11 protein-coding genes are annotated in these 18,504 nt (G+C 71.0%); 8 read left to right on the plus strand and 3 right to left on the minus strand.

Features of this window, described 5'->3' with window-relative positions; all coding sequences use genetic code 11:
- Window positions 1-127 precede the first annotated feature (127 nt).
- Complete coding sequence (gene mnmA / locus B1H50_RS00125) at window positions 128-1,285, plus strand: tRNA 2-thiouridine(34) synthase MnmA (protein ID WP_080461785.1); 1,158 nt, start codon at window positions 128-130, stop codon at window positions 1,283-1,285.
- Between the two features lie 438 nt (window positions 1,286-1,723).
- On the opposite strand, the gene B1H50_RS09670 is transcribed toward mnmA, so the two are convergent.
- The 3 genes from B1H50_RS09670 to B1H50_RS00135 form a co-directional block, all read right to left on the minus strand.
- Window positions 1,724-1,861, minus strand: a complete 138-nt coding sequence (locus B1H50_RS09670) for a hypothetical protein (protein ID WP_158082808.1) — start codon at window positions 1,859-1,861, stop codon at window positions 1,724-1,726.
- Window positions 1,862-2,209: 348 nt separating this feature from the next.
- Window positions 2,210-3,196 carry an electron transfer flavoprotein subunit alpha/FixB family protein gene (locus tag B1H50_RS00130; RefSeq protein WP_080461786.1) on the minus strand — a complete coding sequence of 329 codons (987 nt, stop codon included), beginning with the start codon at window positions 3,194-3,196 and terminating at the stop codon, window positions 2,210-2,212.
- A gap of 93 nt (window positions 3,197-3,289) precedes the next feature.
- Entirely contained in the window at window positions 3,290-4,051 is a 762-nt protein-coding gene (locus B1H50_RS00135; protein ID WP_080461787.1) for an electron transfer flavoprotein subunit beta/FixA family protein, read from the minus strand.
- Window positions 4,052-4,171: 120 nt separating this feature from the next.
- Here B1H50_RS00135 and glgX point away from each other — a divergent pair, with 120 nt between their 5' ends.
- The 7 genes from glgX (at window position 4,172) to B1H50_RS00170 (ending at window position 18,491) form a co-directional block, all read left to right on the plus strand.
- Window positions 4,172-6,508 (plus strand): glycogen debranching protein GlgX, encoded by a 2,337-nt coding sequence (gene glgX, locus B1H50_RS00140; protein WP_080461788.1) that lies wholly within the window; start codon window positions 4,172-4,174, stop codon window positions 6,506-6,508.
- A gap of 207 nt (window positions 6,509-6,715) precedes the next feature.
- Window positions 6,716-7,861: a tryptophan--tRNA ligase gene (trpS, locus tag B1H50_RS00145; RefSeq protein ID WP_080461789.1), complete on the plus strand. Its 1,146-nt coding sequence runs from the start codon at window positions 6,716-6,718 to the stop codon at window positions 7,859-7,861.
- A 107-nt stretch (window positions 7,862-7,968) separates the two neighbouring features.
- Window positions 7,969-10,023 carry an alpha-1,4-glucan--maltose-1-phosphate maltosyltransferase gene (locus tag B1H50_RS00150; protein ID WP_080461790.1) on the plus strand — a complete coding sequence of 685 codons (2,055 nt, stop codon included), beginning with the start codon at window positions 7,969-7,971 and terminating at the stop codon, window positions 10,021-10,023.
- A gap of 98 nt (window positions 10,024-10,121) precedes the next feature.
- Window positions 10,122-11,987, plus strand: coding sequence for a maltose alpha-D-glucosyltransferase (gene treS, locus B1H50_RS00155; protein WP_373284815.1), 1,866 nt, complete (start codon window positions 10,122-10,124; stop codon window positions 11,985-11,987).
- The gene (locus B1H50_RS00160; protein WP_080461792.1) at window positions 11,984-13,546 is read left to right on the plus strand and encodes a phosphotransferase; all 1,563 of its coding nucleotides are present in this window, start codon (window positions 11,984-11,986) and stop codon (window positions 13,544-13,546) included. Before treS ends, B1H50_RS00160 begins: the two co-directional genes overlap by 4 nt.
- Before the next feature lie 93 nt (window positions 13,547-13,639).
- Window positions 13,640-15,889 carry a 1,4-alpha-glucan branching protein GlgB gene (gene glgB / locus B1H50_RS00165; protein ID WP_229657888.1) on the plus strand — a complete coding sequence of 750 codons (2,250 nt, stop codon included), beginning with the start codon at window positions 13,640-13,642 and terminating at the stop codon, window positions 15,887-15,889.
- 238 nt (window positions 15,890-16,127) lie between these two features.
- Window positions 16,128-18,491, plus strand: coding sequence for a glycogen/starch/alpha-glucan phosphorylase (locus B1H50_RS00170; protein ID WP_080461793.1), 2,364 nt, complete (start codon window positions 16,128-16,130; stop codon window positions 18,489-18,491).
- The last annotated feature ends 13 nt before the right edge of the window (window positions 18,492-18,504 follow it).

Raw genomic sequence — 18,504 nt, forward strand, 5'->3', positions numbered from 1 at the left:
CCACCTCACTTCCCCGATCCCTTCCTCCTTCCGAGCTGGGACGGGACTGCTCCAGAGGAGCCGCCGTACGGTGGTACCACAACCTTACGCAGCAGCGCACCCCAACCAAACTACCCCGAGGAGCACCATGCGCGTCCTGGCCGCCCTGTCCGGCGGTGTCGACTCCGCCGTCGCCGCCGCACGCGCCATCGATGCCGGGCACGACGTCGTCGGCATCCACATGGCGCTGTCCCGCGACCGGGAGGCCACCCGCTCCGGCTCACGCGGCTGCTGCTCCATCGAGGATGCCTCCGACGCCCGCTGGGCCGCCGACATCCTCGGCATCCCCTTCTACACCTGGGACCTGTCCGACGAGTTCGAGGAGCGCGTCGTCACTGACTTCCTTGCCGAATACCGCGCCGGCCGCACTCCCAACCCCTGCGTGCGCTGCAACGAACGCATCAAATTCGACGCCCTCCTCGAGCGCGCCCTCGCCCTCGGCTTCGACGCCGTCGCCACCGGCCACTACGCGCGCCTGAGCGGCGGCGCCAGCGCCGGCCGCCCAGGCGACGCCGCCGGCCTGACCCTCTCGCGCGCCGCGGACACCGCCAAGGACCAGTCCTACGTCCTGGCCGTCTCCGGCCGCGAAGCCCTGGCCCACGCGCTCTTCCCCCTGGGCGACGCCCCCAGCAAGGCCGCCGTGCGCGCCGAGGCCGCCCAGCGGGGCCTGCCCGTGGCCGACAAGCCCGACTCCTACGACATCTGCTTCGTCGCCGACGGCGACACCCGCGGCTTCCTCACCCGCGCCCTGGGCTCCTCCCCGGGCCGAATGGTCACGCCCGACGGCGAGGTGCTGGGCGAGCATTCCGGCTATTTCGGCTTCACAGTCGGCCAGCGCAAGGGCCTGGGGCTCACCCGCCCCGCCCCCGACGGTCGGCCCCGCTACGTCCTGGAGACCCGCCCAGCCACCAATGAGGTCGTCGTCGGCCCCGCCGCGCTCCTCCAGCGCAGGAGCCTCGACGCCGATGGCCTCATCCTCCTGGCCGACCCCGAGCCGTTGGGGCCGAGCGAGGGCACGGGCGCTGATTCAGGTGCCGCCCCCGGGCCGCTCGGATGGGCCGACGCCCACGTGCAGGTGCGCGCCCACGGACGTCCCATTCGGGCACGCGTCACTGCGGACGCCGAGGCCGCATCCCTCCACGTCGAGCTCGGCGAGCCTCTGCGCGGGGTTGCCGCCGGGCAGTCCGTCGTCGTCTACGGCGGGCCCGACAGCCGGCGCGTCCTCGCCCACGCCACCGTCGCCTGAAGCGCCAGAGGTCCCGATCCAATATCCATCGGCAGCCCGGCGTTCCGCGCTTCGCCCCCGAGATACCGTCTCACCCCAGCATTGCGGCTTCGCCCTCCAGATACCGTCTCGCCCCGCCCCTGCGCCCTCATCCTCGCAGTTTGAGGGCGCAGGAGCGGGCCGAGACGGTATCCCCAGGGCGAGACGGTCACGCGAAGCCAAGAGGGCTAGAAGAAGAGCGGAATGGATGGAGAGGGCAGGATACTCGTACGAGTCCCTCCAGTCTCCAGGCCAGCGGTGCATGCGATGACGGCGACGGGGCTCATCCGCTGATTCCTCCTCCGAGTTCTCCGGTACGAGCACGCTCACCTCACGCAGGTCCTCCATGCGCATGCCGCGTCTTGAGCTGCTTGACATCCCGGAGGAACCTGGACGTCATATCGGCGCGCAGCATCGGGTTCAGATCCCGAGATCGGCGAAGACCTCATCAGGCCCGCCGAAGCGCACCCCGCCAGAATCGAGGATCCGCTCCGACTCCGCCGGGGCCTCGTGCGAATCCTCGTTGGGCGCCGGGCGGCCGAGCCTGAGAGGGATCACGTTGTCCCTGATAATTCCGCAGGTAGAAGGTGCGAGTGACCGATGACAGATCGAAGCCGGAGTCCTCCGCGATCCGGAAGGCTCGGCGCTTGGCCTCCTCATCCGCGCGGTCAGTCACCGATGAACCGCCCATCGCCGTCCCGCCCTCTCCGCACCAATCCCATGCCTGACGGAGTTCGTAAGACATGAGTGCGCCGTCGCCTTACGTGTGTGTCAAGCAGTGACTGACCACGCGGGGCGAGGAGCGCAAAGCGAGTCGGCTCGCTCGTCGGCCGGGCCTGACCCGCCTCCGCGGGCGCACCGGCTCGGCAAGCAGCCCCGCCGGTGCGCCCCGCAGCCGGGACCGGCTCAGCCCCTCAGACGCGCCAACTCGGCCACCATCTGCGGGACCACCTCGCCCACATCCCCGACGACGCCGAAGTCCGCCATCTCGAAGATCGGGGCCTCGGAGTCGTCGCAGACCGCCACGATGGCTTGCGCGCCCTGGATGCCGGAGGTGTGGTGCACGGCGCCGGAGACGCCCAGGCCGATGTACAGGCGCGGGGAGACGCTCACACCGGTCTGGCCCACCTGGGCGCTGCGCTCGATCCAGCCCTCATCGCAGGCCACGCGCGTGGCGCCGACGGCGGCGCCCAGCGGCTCGGCCAATGAGCGGACCAGGTCGAAATCGCCGTCGACCCCACGCCCACCGACCACGACGGTGCGGGCCTCGGTGAGCTCGGGCCCGGCCGCGGCGGCGGAGCGCTCCGACTCCACGAGCTCGACGGCCACGGACTCGGCCGCGGGGGCGACCTCGAGGACCTCGGGGGTGAGCTCGGCGATACCGTCGGCAACGGCCTCGTAGGCACCGGGCCTCACGGCGATCACGGGGGCGGGACCGCCAAGGGCGAGCTCGGAGGTGGTGGACCAGGAGCCGGATAGGACCAGCTTGGCACCGGTAAGGGCGTCGCCGCCCTCAGCCAGGCGCAGGTCGGCCAGGTCGCTGGAGGCGGCCGAGCCGAGCAGGACGGCGGCGCGCCCGGCGATCTCCTTGCCGCGGTAGTCACTGGTCACGAGCACGGCGGCGGCACCAGTGGCCTGCGCGCCGGCAGCCACGGCGTCTGCGGCGCATCCGGCCAGGGCGGGAACGGCGGCGGCCAGCAGCCGGGTCGCGCCCGCGGTGGCCAGGGCGGGACCGACGGCGCTGGCCGCGGCGGCGTCGCCGAGCACGAGGGCGATCGCCTGGGGGCCGAGCGACCTGGCCGCGGCGAGCAGCTCCAGAGCGGCACCTGTGGGATGGCCGGCGTCGTCGAGGTCGGCCAGGACGAGGATGGGGGTGTCAAGCGCGTGGGACATGCGGGATCTCCTTGGGTCTTATGGGCGGCGGGCGCGCACCAGACGTCTAACGGGCGGGCCTCGGATGAGCCCCAAACCAGTCTCAGACGAGCTTCAGACGAGTTTGGACTCGACGAGCCAGGCGGCGAGCTCTCGCCCGGCGTCCCCGGCGTCGGTGCGGATGACGCCGGCCTCGCGGGCCGGCCTCGCCTGGGCGGCCGCCACGCTGACAACCGGATCGCCCAGGCCCCCCAGCCCGAGATCGTCCAACGACAGCACGTCGACGGGCTTCTTCTTCGCCGCGCGCATGGCGGCGAAGTTCGGGTAGCGGGGCTCGTTGGCCTGGTCGGTCACGGAGACGAGGGCGGGCAACGGCGCACGCAGGGTCTCGCGCAGCGTGCCGGTGGTCCGCTGGATCGTCACGGCCCCGGCGGCGATCTCCAGCTCGGTGGCCAGGGTGAGCGCGGGCACGCCCATGGCCGCGGCGAGCGCCCCGGGGAGCATGGAGGTCATGCCGTCCAAGGAGGCCATGCCGGTGACGACGAGGTCGACGCCGCCGATGCGCCCGATGGCGGCCGCGAGCACTCGCGCGGTGGTGACGACGTCGGCCCCGGCGAGCTCGTCATCAGCGATGACGAGGCCGGAGTCGGCCCCCATCTGGAGGGCGCGGCGCACGCCGTCCTCGGAGTCCTCCGGGCCCATGGTCAGGGCGATCACCTCACCCCCGGCGTCCTCAGCGAGGGCGACGGCCGCCTCGACGGCGTTCTCATCGAGCTCGTTGATGACGTCCTCCTCACCGCGCACGAGGCGGCCCTCCTCGATGCGGCGCTCGGACTGCACGTCAGGAACGTGTTTGATGCAGACGACGATTTTCATGCGTCCAAGGTTGCCATAAAGCGGGGTGTGACCGCCCGCTCAGTCCAGTGATCCTTCTATCAGCTCTAGGCGCGACCCGGGCACTTGGTCCCGATCGGCGCGCACGCAACAATGGCGCCCATGTCCGAATCGGCCCAACTCGCCCCTGCGCCACTAGCGCCGGCACGCGCACTCGAGCGCACCCGCTTGGGCGCCACCCCCCGGGGAGATGGGACGGACTTCGTGGTCGTGGCCCCTCGCGCCTCAGCGGTGGACTTGTGCCTCGTCGAGGTCGACGACGCCGGGGTCGTCCTCTCCGAGCGCCGCATCGGCATGCACGGCCCGCAGCAGGGCGCCTGGGACGCGCATGTGCCCGACGTCGGCGCCGGGCAGCGCTACGGGTACCGGGTCCACGGGCTCTGGAACCCCTCCGAAGCGCTCCTGCACAACCCGCGCAAGATGCTCCTCGATCCCTACGCGCGCCTGATCAGCGGATCGACCACGCTCTCGCCGGAGATCTACGCCCACACGGTGGAGGACGACCTCTCCCCCGCCCTCATCCCCTTCGCCCCCTCTCAGTTGGACTCGCTGGGGAGCACGGCGCTGGGCGTGGTCACAGGCGAACCCCGTTTCCCCGTGGTCCCCGGCCCGCGCGTGCCCACCGAGCGCACGGTCATCTACGAGACCCATGTCAAGGGCATGACACTGGGGATGCCCGGCGTGCCCGAGCCCCTGCGCGGCACCTACGCCGGACTCGCCCACCCGGCGACCATCGAGTACTTGCGCGGCCTCGGGGTGACGACGATCGAGCTCCTGCCGATCCACGCGGCCTTCTCCGAGCCGTTCCTCCAGCAGCGGGGGCGGCGCAATTACTGGGGCTACTCGACGCTGTCGTTCTTCGCCCCCGAGCCGTCCTACGCGACGGCCGCCGCCCAGGCCGCCGGCCCCGAGGCGGTTCTCGATGAGTTGCGCGGCATGGTCTCGATCCTCCATGAGGCGGGCCTCGAGGTCATCATGGACGTGGTCTACAACCACACCTGCGAGGGCGGCATGGACGGGCCGTCGCTGTCCCTGCGGGGATTGGACAACCTGGAGTACTACCTGCACGCCCCGCACCGGCCGGCCGCCTACGGGGATGTCACCGGCACGGGCAACAGCATCGACTTCCGCTCCCCCCGGGCGGTCCAGCTGGTGCTGGACTCGCTGCGCTACTGGGCGACCGACGTCGGGGTCGACGGCTTCCGCTTCGACCTCGCGGTGACCCTGGGCCGCCACGGCGCCGAGTTCACCCCCCGCCACCCGCTCCTGGCGGCAATGGGCTCCGATCCCGTCCTCAAGCGGGTCAAGCTCATCTCCGAGCCCTGGGACGTGGGCCCGGGGGGCTGGCGCACCGGCGAGTTCCCGGAGCCCTTCAAGGACTGGAACGACCGCTACCGCGGCGCGGTGCGCTCCTTCTGGCTGGCCGATGCCTCGGAGCTGTCCAAGGGGCGCCACGGCTCGGACCTGAGGGACCTGGCCACGCGCCTGTCCGGCTCGGTGGACCTGTTCGGCCACGGGGAGTACCCGGGTGGCCGGGGCCCGCTGGCGAGCGTCAACTTCATCACCGCCCATGACGGTTTCACGCTGAGGGACCTGACCTGCTTCGACCACAAGCAGAACCTGGCCAACGGCGAGGACAACCGCGATGGCACGGATGACAACCGCTCCTGGAACCACGGCTGGGAGGGGCCCGTGGCCGAGGGAATGGATGGCGGGCCGATCGAGGTCCTGCGGCGCCGATCCGCGCGCAACCTGCTGGGCACGCTGCTCATCAGCGCGGGCACCCCGATGATCCTGGGCGGGGACGAGATGGGCCGCACCCAGGGCGGCAACAACAACTCCTACTGCCAGGACTCCGAAATCTCCTGGTACGACTGGGATCTGGAGATCTGGCAGCGCGATCTCATCTCCATCACGCGCTTCCTCGTCCGCCTGCGCGACACGCACCCGGTGCTGCGCCCGGATCGCTTCGCCGTCGGAGCGCCCGCCCTCATCGACGGCGAGCCGGACACGATCCCGGACCTGTCCTGGTTCAGGGCCGACGGCGAGCACATGAGCCACTGGGACTGGCACGACCCGGGCTGCCGGACCGTGCAGATGCTCCGCTCGGGCGCCCCTTGGGGCGACGACGACCTCCTCGTCGTCATCAACGGCACCCTGGAGGAGCAGGAGGTCGTCCTGCCGGAGGCCCACGGCCGCGACTGGCATCTCGTGTGGGACTCCACATGGGCGGTCCCCCGCCCGTGCACCTCGGCGTTCGCGCTGGCCCGCCGGGCACGGCGGGCCCCGGCGCCCGTGCCGGTCTCCACCGTCGGGAGCGCCCAGGGCCCTGTCTGCCGGCAGGACCGCCCCGGGGACACCACGACGATGGAAGTACTCTCCATGCGCATCTACCTCTCCGGCGAGCCTCTCGCCCAGGAGCCGGAGCGCTCCCGCTAGCCGGTCCCCCTCCAGAACCTCCCGCCGGAGCGGTGAGGAGCCGCTCGCGGTTTTCGCCGTCGTCACTCCCCTGTCCGACGGCGGCTGTCTCTCCGTGCACACCCACACCCCGCCGTCGCCCTCGCAGCGCCCGCTCCCCTGAGCTCGGGCGGGCCCGGCGGGCAGGGGCGCGACGTCCTGCGAGGCCCCTCGCCTAGGATGTGCGCCATGACGTCCTCCCCCGCATCCGACACCGCCTCGGCCGCCCAGGCCCCCTCTGCCGCCGAGGAGGCCCTGGCCGGCGCCGTCGACGACGCCTCGCTCGCCCGCTCCATCGCGCGCAGCCGCGAGATCGAGGCGGACATGCCCCTCAACCCCGGCCGCTACCGGATGCTCACCGGCGTGCGCCCCACCGGCAACATGCATCTGGGTCACTACTTCGGGACGATGCGGAGCTGGGCGCCGATTCAGGACATGGGCATCGACACCTGGATCCTCGTGGCCGACTACCAGGTCATCACCGACCGCGACGGCGTGGGCCCCATCCGCGAGCGCGTCCTGTCGCTCACGGCGGACGCGCTGAGCGTGGGGGTGGACCCGGAGCGCTCGACGATCTTCGCCCACTCGGCGGTGCCCGCCGCCAACCAGCTCATGCTCCCCTTCCTGTCCCTGGTCACCGAGTCCGAGCTGCACCGCAATCCCACGGTCAAGGCCGAGCTGGAGGCCACGGCCGGGCGCGCCATGAGCGGCCTGCTGCTGACCTACCCGGTCCACCAGGCGGCGGACATCCTGTTCTGCCAGGCGAATCTCGTGCCCGTGGGCAAGGATCAGCTGCCCCACCTGGAGCAGGCGCGCCTCATCGCCCAGCGCTTCGACAAGCGCTACGGCCGGGCGGAGAAGTCCCGCCCGGTGTTCCGCCGCCCCGAGGCGCTGCTCGGCGAGGCCCCGCTGCTGCTGGGACTGGACGGGGAGAAGATGAGCAAGTCGCGGGGCAACACGATCGAGCTGCGCATGAGCGCCGATGAGACCGCCAAGGCCCTGAGGAAGGCCAAGACGGACTCCGACCGCGTCATCACCTATGACCCCGCGGGCCGCCCGGAGGTGTCCAACCTGCTCATGCTCGCCTCCCTGTGCGGGGCGGGCGCCCCGGAGGAGATCGCCGAGCGCATCGGCGATGGCGGCGCGGGCGCCCTCAAGCGGCTCACCACCGAGGCGGTCAACGAGTACTTCGCGCCGATCCGCGCGCGCCGCCAGGAGCTGGTCGCCGACGAGGACCACCTCCTGGCGGTCCTGGCCTCGGGCAACGCACGGGCCAACGAGGTCGCGGACGAGACCCTGCGGGCGGTGCGCGCCGCCATGCGCATGGACTACTGACGCGGCTGGGGAGGCCCGGAGCCCGCCTGCCCGCGATCGTCGAGGGGCGCGCCCGGAGCTCCTCCGTTCGGGGTGCCGGATGCGCGCCGGGCCCGTAGTCTTGTCCTGTGATCCGACACACCACCGCCCCGCGTCCTGCCCGCCCCCTCGTCGGCCGGATCCCGGTCACCGAGGTCTTCCCCGTGGTCGAGGATGGCCACTGGCCCGCCAAGGCGGTGCCCGGTGAGGTCATTCCCATCCGAGCGACCGTCTTCCGGGAGGGGCATGACCGCTTCGCGGCGACCGCCGTGCTCATCCGTCCCGACGGCACCGACGGGCCCAGCGCCCGGATGCGGCTCATCGCCCCCGGCCTGGACCGCTACGAGGCCCGCCTGGCCCCGGACGCCCCGGGCGACTGGTCCTTCCGCGTCGAGGGATGGTCGGATCCCTACGCCACCTGGGCGCATGACGCCGGGGTCAAGGTGCCTGCGGGCGTCGACGTCGAGCTCATGCTCGAGGAGGGCGCGCGCCTCATGGAGCGCGCCCAGACGGTGCCCGGTCGGGGCCAGGCCGACGCCGCCGTGCTGGGAGCCGCCGCGGCCGTCCTGCGCGATACCTCCCGCTCGGCCGTCGAGCGCCTGGAGGCGGGGCTGGCCGACGCCGTCGTCGGCGTCCTCGACCGCCTGCCGCTGCGGGACCTCGTCTCCCCCTCACGCGCCTACCCCCTGCAGGTGGACCGCGCCCGCGCCCTGGCCGGCTCCTGGTACGAGATCTTCCCCAGGTCGCTGGGCGCCTACTGCGACGAGCACGGCCACTGGCACTCCGGCACGCTGCGCACCGCCGCCGAGAACCTGGACCGCATCGCGGCGATGGGCTTCGACGTCCTCTACCTCACCCCCATCTCCCCGATCGGCACCACCAACCGCAAGGGCCGCAACAACACCCTCAATGCGCGGCCGGGCGACCCGGGCTCGCCCTATGGCATCGGCTCGGCCGACGGCGGGCATGACGCCATCCACCCGGACCTGGGCACCTTCGAGGACTTCGATGCCTTCGTGGCCCGCTCCCGCGAGCTCGGCATGGAGGTGGCCCTGGACCTTGCTCTCCAGTGCTCCCCGGACCACCCGTGGGTGGCCGAGCACCCCGAGTGGTTCACGGTCCTGGCCGACGGCTCCATCGCCTACGCGGAGAACCCGCCCAAGAAGTACCAGGACATCTACCCCCTCAACTTCGACAATGACCCCGAGGGCATTTACGACGCCATCAAGGGGGTCGTCGACACCTGGATCGCCCACGGCGTGACGATCTTCCGCGTGGACAACCCCCACACCAAGCCCCTGGACTTCTGGCAGCGCCTCATCAGCGAGGTGCGCGAGACCCACCCCGAGGTTCTCTTCCTCGCCGAGGCCTTCACCCGCCCGGCGATGATGCGCACCCTGGGCAAGATCGGCTTCCACCAGTCCTACACGTACTTCGCGTGGCGCAACACCCGCGAGGAGCTGACCGACTACCTCGTGGAGCTGTCCCAGGAGACCGCGCACGTGCTGCGCCCGGCCTTCTGGCCCACGACGCACGACATCCTCACCCCGTTCATGACCCACGGGGGCGTGCCCGCCTTCAAGCTGCGCGCCGTGCTCGCCGCCACTCTGTCCCCCACCTGGGGCATCTACTCGGGCTACGAGCTGGCCGAATCCGTTCCGCGCCCCGGCTACGAGGAACAGATCGACAACGAGAAGTACGAGTACAAACCGCGCGACTTCGCCGCAGCCCGCGGCAACGGCATCGAGGATCTCCTCACCCGGCTCAACGCGATCCGCGCCTCCCACCCCGCGCTCGGCCAGTTGCGGGACATCTGGTTCCACGACACCGGCAACGACCAGATCATCGCCTACTCCAAGCGGGCGCGCCTCGCACAGGCCCCGGCGGAGCCCGAGGGCGCGCAGGGCGAGGATGACGTCGTGCTCACCGTGGTCAACCTCGACCCGCACAACGCGCAGGTCGGCCAGTTGAGCCTCAACCTGGTCCAGCTGGGGCTGCCCGAGGACGCCGACGGCTCGCGGCCCTGCCTGGCGGTCACCGATGAGCTCACCGGGCAGGACTACGAGTGGTCCGACTCGAACTACATCCGCCTCGACCCGCACTCGGGCCAGGTCGCGCACGTCATGCGGGTGCGAGCCCTGTGAGCGCTCCCAGCCCCCTGCCCCCCGAGGCACTGCCCGTCGGCGCGAGCACGCGCCCCCTGGCGACCATGGAGCCCCCGGCGAGCACCGGCCCGACCCCGATGACGGCACCCGTGCCCGCCCCTGGGGCCGCGCCGATGACAGTGGTCCCGCCCGTTCCGGGCGTGCCGGTGCTGCCCGAGCAGCCGCGCCCCGGCCTGGACGCCGACCCCGACTGGTTCCGCACAGCAGTGTTCTACGAGGCCCTCCTGCGCTCCTTCGCGGATTCCGACGGCGACGGCGTCGGGGACATCCCCGGCCTCATCACCCGACTGGACTACTTGGCATGGCTGGGCGTGGACTGCATCTGGATCCCGCCCTTCTACCCCTCCCCCATGCGCGACGGCGGCTACGACATCTCCGACTACACCGCCATCGACCCGCGCTACGGCACCATGGAGGACTTCCGCGAGCTGGTCCACCAGGCGCACCAGCGCGGTATGAGGATCGTCATCGACATGGTCCTCAACCACACCTCGGACGCCCACCCCTGGTTCCAGGCCTCCAGGAGCGATCCCGAGGGGCCCTACGGGGACTTCTACGTGTGGCGCGACGACGACTCCGGGTACCCGGACACGCGCATCATCTTCGTGGACACGGAGGAGTCGAACTGGGCCTACGACGTCGAGCGCGGCCAGTTCTACTGGCACCGCTTCTTCTCCCACCAGCCCGACCTCAACTACGACAACCCCGCCGTGGTGGAGGCCGTGCACGACGTCGTGCGCTTCTGGGCCCGCACAGGAGTGGACGGGTTCCGCCTCGACGCGATCCCCTATCTCGCCGAGGCCGAGGGCACCAACTGCGAGAACCTCCCCGCCACGCACTCGATCATCGCGGGCATCCGGGCGATGCTCGACCGCGAGTTCCCCGGAACCATCACCATCGCCGAGGCCAACCAGTGGCCCCACGAAGTCGTGGAGTACTTCGGCACCGCCGAGGCCCCCGAGTGCACCATGTGCTTCCACTTCCCCGTGATGCCGCGCATCTACTACGCCCTGCGCGCAGGCTCGGCCGAGGCGATCCGCTGGGTGCTCGAGCGCACCCCTGACATCCCCTCCCACGGCCAGTGGGGCACCTTCCTGCGCAACCACGACGAGCTCACCCTCGAGATGGTCACCGAGGAGGAGCGCGCACGCATGTACGCCTGGTACGCGCCCGAGGAGCGGATGCGCGCCAACATCGGCATCCGGCGCCGCCTGTCCCCCCTCCTGGACGCCTCCCGCGCGGAGACCGAGCTCGCCCTGGCCCTCCTGCTGAGCCTGCCGGGCAGCCCCTGCCTCTACTACGGCGACGAGATCGGCATGGGGGAGAACATCTGGCTGGAGGACCGCGACGCCGTGCGCACCCCCATGCAGTGGGACGACTCCCCCAACATGGGCTTCTCCGCGGTGGTGGACCCCGGCGCCCTCACCCTCCCGGTGATCCAGACGCCCGGCTACGCGCACCTGACCGTGTCCACCGAGATGGGCAGGCCCGACTCCCTCCTCCACTTCACCCGGCGCATCCTGCACCTGCGCCGTGCCCACCCGGTGCTGGGCCGCGGCAGCTTCGCCCTGCGAGAGGCCTCCGACCCCGCGGTCCTGGCGCACACACGCGGCCAGGACGGAGCGCCGGGCGACGAGGACGGCGCCATCCTCATCTGCGTGGCCAACCTGGCCGCCGCCCCACGGGCGGTGAGCATCAGCGTCCCCGAGCTCGCCGGCCGGGGCACGCGGGACATCTTCGGCGGGACCCCCTTCCCGCCCATTGGGGCCGATGGCGCCCTGCGCCTGACTCTCGGCGGCCTGGGCTACTACTGGCTCGAGGTCCTGCCCCGCCAGGGCGACCGCGAGGGCGGCGGGGGTCGCGACGACCGCGGCGATCATGAGGATGGAAAGGGCGCCGACCCGAGGCCGGGACACGGCAATGGAACAGGAGAATCGCGATGAGCGATGCCCGCCCCGCGCAGTGGCCCTCGGATGACGACCTCCTGGGGGCGCTGCTGCCCTGGATGCTGGCGCGCCGCTGGTTCCCCCTCAAGGGCGGCGCCACGCCGTCGGTGCTGCGGCTGGCCCACAGCGTCGATCTGGCGCCCGGCGCGCGCGACCTCATCATCGCCGCGCCGCGAGGCGATGCCGGCGGCCGTTCCGCCGAGGTGCTCATCCATGTGCCACTCGTGCTGGGCGAGCCCGAGGATCTGGCGCGCTGCACCGTCAACGGCGGCGCCCCCGGGGCCGCGGGCCTGCTCATGACCGATTCCCAGGGCCGCGAGCTGGCTCTCATCGATGGCGCCCACCACCCCGCCTTCTGGCGGGCCTGGGCCGAGGCCGCCGCAGCGGCGGGGACCGTGCTCGACTCCGAGGGCGCCGCCGCGATCGCCCAGCGCGCCGAGCGGCTGCGCGTGACCACCGGCGAGCAGTCGAACACGAGCGTCATCATGCCCGCGCCCGCCTCCCCCGAGCAGGCGGGTGGTGCGGAGGACGCCTCCACCGGCGACCTCATCGTCAAGCTCTTCCGCGTGCTCGCCCCCGGCCGCAACCCGGACGTGGAGGTCCCCGTGGCCCTCGCGCGCGACGGCTGGGACCGCGTGCGCATGCCCGTGGCCTGGTCCGTCGTCGCGGCTCCCGGGCCTGACACGGCGGGCGCCCCCTCGATGGACACGGCCGTGGCCTGCGCCTTCATCCCCAGGGCCGACGACGGCTTCGAGCTGTTCTGCTCGCTGGCCGCCGACGACGGCTCCGGGCCCGCCCGCGAGCGCGCCCTGGCCCTGGCGGCGGACCTGGGGGCGACCACCGCGCAGATGCACGCCCATCTGCGCGCTTCATTGGGCGAGGTGCCCCCGCAGGCGCCGGAGGCGCTGGCCCGCACTCTGCGCGAGCGGGCCGACTGGGCCATGCGGGAGGTCCCGGCCCTGACCGAGGAGGTCCCCGGTCTGGGCGCCGCCGTCGACGCCCTCCTGGCCGAGTTGGCCTCCCTGCCCGTTCTCGAGCCCGCCTGCCGGGTCCACGGCGACTACCACCTGGGCCAGGTGCTCCATGAGATCGGCGGCGCTGAGCGCTGGTACGTCCTGGATTTCGAGGGGGAGCCGCTGCGCCCCCTGGCCGAGCGCTCCCGCCCTGACCAGCCGGCGCGGGACGTGGCCGGGATGCTGCGCTCCTTCGACTACGCCTGGGCGGTCGGCGGGGCGAGCGGCACCGCCGGCGCGCGGGGTTCCAGCGGTGATGGCGGCACCGCCGGCAGTGACTGGCTCGCGGCCGTCCGCGCGGCCTTCCTGAACGGCTACCGCGCCGAGAGCGCCGTCGTGCCCGGGGATGGGGCCGGCGCGGAGGAGGACCGGCGGCAGTCCGTCCTCCTGGCCGCCCTCGAACTCGACAAAGCTCTGTACGAGGCCGTGTACGAGGCCCGCAACCGCCCGGACTGGATGGCGATCCCGCTGCGGGGCCTGGCCGGCATCGTCGCTGCTCGCAGCGCTGATGAAAGCGCCTCCCGCAGCCCGGCGGGAGCCTGATCACCCCCATCCGCCTCCCCGCTCCCTCATCCGACGCAACCAGGGTCCGCATTTCCTCGCATCAGCCCGCCCCACCATGGAAGAATCACGATCATGACCGATGCCACACCCTCAGGGTCCCCCTCGCAGTCCCCCATCCCCAATGCCGAGACCGGCTCCCCCTCCCCTGTTGAGGTCGAGCCCTGGATCCTCGCGGATGTCGCCTACGCGCGCTACCACAACCCGCATGAGGTCCTCGGCGCCCACGTCGGCGCCGACGGCATCACCGTGCGCACCGTGCGCCACCTCGCCGACTCCGTCTCCGTGGTCACCTCCGCGGGCGAGTTCCCCGCAACACACGAGCAGGATGGAGTCTGGGTCGCCGTCGTCCCCGGGGACTCGGTCCCGGACTACCGCATCGACGTCACCTACGGCGAGGAGACCTCCCGGGTCGACGACCCGTACCGCTTCCTGCCCACCCTGGGCGAGATGGATACCTACCTCATCTCCGAGGGCCGTCATGAGGAGCTGTGGGAGGTGCTCGGCGCCCATATCAAGCACTACGAGGGCCCCATGGGCGGCGTCGACGGCACCGCCTTCGCCGTATGGGCCCCCAATGCGCGGGCCGTGCGCGTCGTCGGTGACTTCAACTACTGGGACGGCACCGCCTCGGCCATGCGCTCACTGGGGTCCTCCGGCGTGTGGGAGCTGTTCATCCCGGGCGTCGGGGTGGGAGCGCGCTACAAGTTCGAGATCTGCTTCGCCGACGGCTCCTGGCATCAGAAGGCGGACCCGATGGCCCGCGCCACCGAGGTCCCCCCGGCCACCGCCTCCGTGGTCACCACCGCCGTCCACGAATGGGGCGACGAGGAGTGGATGGAGCGCCGCCGCACCGCCGACCCGCACTCGGGACCCATGAGCATCTACGAAGTCCATATCGGCTCGTGGCGCCAGGGCCTGGGCTACCGGGGCCTGGCCGACCAGCTCGTCGCCTACGTCAAGGAAGCCGGCTTCACCCACGTGGAGTTCATGCCCGTGGCCGAGCACCCCTTCGGCGGCTCCTGGGGATACCAGGTCTCCGGCTACTACGCGCCCACCGCGCGCTTCGGCACCCCCGACGACTTCCGCTACCTCGTCGACGCGCTTCACCAGGCCGGCATCGGCGTCATCCTCGACTGGGTGCCGGCGCACTTCCCCAAGGACGAGTGGGCCCTGGCCCACTTCGATGGCACAGCCCTGTACGAGGACCCGGACCCCCGCCGCGGCGAGCACCCCGACTGGGGAACCTACGTGTTCAACTTCGGGCGCAACGAGGTCCGCAACTTCCTCGTGGCCAACGCCCTGTACTGGCTCAGCGAGTTCCACGTGGACGGGCTGCGCGTGGACGCTGTCGCCTCCATGCTCTACCTGGACTACTCGCGCCAGGACGGCCAGTGGGCCCCCAACCAGTTCGGCGGGCGGGAGAACCTGGAAGCCATCAGCTTCCTCCAGGAGGCCACCGCCACCGCCTACCGGAAGAATCCCGGCATCATCATGGCGGCCGAGGAATCCACCGCCTGGCCGGGCGTCACCGCCCCCACGAACCACGGCGGCCTGGGCTTCGGGCTCAAGTGGAACATGGGCTGGATGAACGACACCCTGCACTACCTGCAGGAGCTGCCGATCAACCGTCGCTACCACCACGGCGAGCTGACCTTCTCCCTCGTCTACGCCTTCTCCGAGCAGTTCATCCTGCCGCTGAGCCATGACGAGGTCGTCCATGGCAAGGGGTCGCTGCTCTCCCGAATGCCCGGCGACGCCTGGCAGGAGCTCGCAGGCCTGCGGGCCCTGTACGCCTACCAGTGGTCGCACCCCGGCAAGCAACTGCTGTTCATGGGCCAGGAGATCGGCCAGGGCGCCGAGTGGAACGCGGACAACTCCCTGGACTGGTGGCTTCTGGACGACCCGGGCCACGCCGGCCTGCTGCGCCTGGTGACCGACCTCAACCACTTCTACACCTCCTCCCCGGCCATGTGGGCCGATGACTTCTCCCACCGCGGCTTCGAGTGGATTGAGGCCGGCGACGGCGATCACAACGTCATCTCCTACCTGCGCAAGGGCACTGGCCCCGACGGAGCCAGCGATCTGGTGGTCTGCATCGTCAACTTCGCCGGCACCCCGCACGAGGGCTACCGGGTGGGCCTGCCCTTCGCCGGAGGCTGGGACGAGATCATCAACACCGACTCCGAGATCTATGGCGGATCCGGAGTGGGCAACCTCGGCCATGTCGAGGCCGAGGAGCTGCCGTGGAACGGCCGCCCAGCCTCAGTGCGCCTGCGGATCCCCCCGATGGGGGCCGTCTTCCTGCGCCCGGCCCGCGGCTGAGCGAGTCGCGCCCATCGTCAGAGGCCCCCGGGAGGGGATCATGCGGCGCCGCGCCAGGGGCGGGCCCATGCGGGCCCGCCCCTGGCGCGGCGGCCGCGATGATCAGGCCGATCGTATGGCCTCCCGGCCCCGGGAACTCCGTAGCCCCCTGGTACGGGACACGGCTGCGTGTACGATCTGAGCGAGTTCTGCAACCAACTTGCAGCCATCCCAATTCATGTCCGACAAGGGAAGAACTATGACGAAGAACCTGATGGCGACGGTTCCCTCTCAAATCCGCGCCGTCTCCGGTCATCCGGCTGACGCCTCCACCCCGATGGAGGTCTGGCAGGGCCTGTCCGCCGCCGTCGTCGACGCCATCGCGGACGACTGGTACGCCACCACCCGCGCCTACCGGGCGGGGCGGATGGAGCACTACTTCTCCGCGGAGTTCCTCATGGGGCGGGCGCTGCTCAACAACCTGACCAACCTCGGGCTGGTCGACGAGGCCCGCGAGGCCGTCGGCGCCTTCGGCCAGGACCTGTCCGAGATCCTCGAGCAGGAGCCCGACGCCGCGCTGGGCAACGGGGGCCTGGGCCGCCTGGCCGCCTGCTTCCTCGACTCCTGCGCCACCCTCGACCTGCCCGTGGCCGGCTACGGCATCCTCTACCGCTACGGCTTGTTCAAGCAGCTCTTCTCCGACGGCTTCCAGACCGAGCACCCCGACCCGTGGATGGAGGAGGGCTACCCCTTCATCATCCGCCGCGAGGAGTGCGCCCGCATCGTGCGCTACAACGATCTCACCGTGCGCGCCGTGCCCTACGACATGCCGATCACCGGTTACGGCACGAGGAACGTGGGCACCCTGCGCCTGTGGAGGGCCGAGTCGATCGAGGAGTTCGACTATGAGGCCTTCAACTCCCAGCGCTTCACCGACGCGATCGTCGAGCGCGAGCGCACCGCGGACATCTCCCGCGTCCTCTATCCCAATGACACCACCTACGAGGGCAAGGTGCTGCGGGTGCGCCAGCAGTACTTCTTCTGCTCGGCCTCCCTGCAGGAGATCGTCGACAACTACGTCGCCCACCATGGCGCGGACCTGTCCGGCTTCGCCGAGTTCAACTCCATTCAGCTCAACGACACCCACCCGGTGCTCGCCATCCCCGAACTCATGCGCATCCTGCTCGATGAGCACCACCTGGGCTGGGAGGAGGCCTGGGAGGTCGTCTCGACGACCTTCGCCTACACCAACCACACGGTGCTCGCTGAGGCCCTGGAGACCTGGGAGATCTCCATCTTCGAGAAGCTCTTCCCTCGCATCATGGAGATCGTGCGCGAGATCGACCGCCGCTTCCGCTCCGACCTCGCCACCCGCGGCATCGACCCGGCGACCATCGACTACATCGCCCCGATCTCCGGTGGCCGCATCCACATGGCCTGGATCGCCTGCTACGCCTCCTACTCCATCAACGGCGTCGCCGCCCTGCACACCGAGATCCTCAAGCGCGACACCCTCAAGGAGTGGTACGCGATCTGGCCCGAGCGCTTCAACAACAAGACCAACGGCGTCACCCCGCGCCGTTGGCTGCGCCAGTGCAACCCGCGCCTATCCGCTCTCCTGGACGAGGTCACCGGCTCGGACGCCTGGGTCCGCGACCTGTCGGCCCTGCAGGACTTCGACGGCGCCGCCACCGATGCCGTCCTCGACCGTCTGGCCGAGGTCAAGCGCGCCAACAAGGCCGACTTCGCCGACTGGATCAAGGCGCGCGAGGGCATCGAGATCGACCCCGACGCGATCTTCGACGTGCAGATCAAGCGCCTGCACGAGTACAAGCGCCAGCTGCTCAACGCCTTCTACATCCTCGACCTGTACTTCCGGATGAAGGAGGACCCCACGCTCGCGGTCCCTCCGCGCGTCTTCATCTTCGGAGCGAAGGCCGCCCCCGGATACATCCGCGCCAAGGGCATCATCAAGCTCATCAACACCATCGGCGAGCTCATCAACAACGACCCGGTGGTCTCCAAGACCCTCAAGGTCGTGTTCGTCCACAACTACAACGTCTCCCCCGCCGAGCACATCATCCCGGCCGCCGACGTCTCCGAGCAGATCTCGATGGCCGGCAAGGAGGCCTCGGGCACGTCCAACATGAAGTTCATGATGAACGGCGCCCTCACCCTGGGCACGCTCGACGGAGCGAACGTGGAGATCCTCGACGCCGTCGGCCCCCAGAACGCCTACATCTTCGGCGCCACCGAGGACGAGCTGCCCGCGCTGCGCGAGAGCTACGACCCGGCTTGGCACTACGAGAACGTCCCGGGCCTCAAGCGGGTCCTCGACGCCCTCATCGACGGCACCCTGGATGACAACGGCTCCGGCTGGTTCGCGGACCTGCGCCGCTCGATCTTCGAGGCCACCTACGAGCCGGCCGACGTCTACTACGTCCTGGGCGACTTCGCGGCCTACCGCGAGGCCAAGGACCGCATGGCCGCCGACTACGCCGACCAGCGCGCCTGGCAGCGCCGCGCCTGGATCAACATCACCCGCTCAGGCCGCTTCTCCTCGGACCGCACCATCAGCGACTACGCGAAGGTCTGGGGCATCAGCCCCACGCCCATCGCCTGAGGCCGAGCGCGGG

The organism is Actinomyces gaoshouyii (assembly GCF_002072175.1).
In the GTDB taxonomy this organism is placed as follows: domain Bacteria; phylum Actinomycetota; class Actinomycetes; order Actinomycetales; family Actinomycetaceae; genus Actinomyces; species Actinomyces gaoshouyii.

Excerpts from the sequence above, each read along its gene's own strand:
- glgX (WP_080461788.1), top strand. The coding sequence starts at position 4,172 with ATGTCCGAATCGGCCCAACTCGCCCCTGCGCCACTAGCGCCGGCACGC.
- B1H50_RS00130 (WP_080461786.1), bottom strand. The coding sequence starts at position 3,196 with ATGTCCCACGCGCTTGACACCCCCATCCTCGTCCTGGCCGACCTCGAC.
- glgB (WP_229657888.1), top strand. The coding sequence starts at position 13,640 with ATGACCGATGCCACACCCTCAGGGTCCCCCTCGCAGTCCCCCATCCCC.
- B1H50_RS00170 (WP_080461793.1), top strand. The coding sequence starts at position 16,128 with ATGACGAAGAACCTGATGGCGACGGTTCCCTCTCAAATCCGCGCCGTC.
- mnmA (WP_080461785.1), top strand. The coding sequence starts at position 128 with ATGCGCGTCCTGGCCGCCCTGTCCGGCGGTGTCGACTCCGCCGTCGCC.
- treS (WP_373284815.1), top strand. The coding sequence starts at position 10,122 with ATGACGGCACCCGTGCCCGCCCCTGGGGCCGCGCCGATGACAGTGGTC.
- trpS (WP_080461789.1), top strand. The coding sequence starts at position 6,716 with ATGACGTCCTCCCCCGCATCCGACACCGCCTCGGCCGCCCAGGCCCCC.
- B1H50_RS00160 (WP_080461792.1), top strand. The coding sequence starts at position 11,984 with ATGAGCGATGCCCGCCCCGCGCAGTGGCCCTCGGATGACGACCTCCTG.
- B1H50_RS00135 (WP_080461787.1), bottom strand. The coding sequence starts at position 4,051 with ATGAAAATCGTCGTCTGCATCAAACACGTTCCTGACGTGCAGTCCGAG.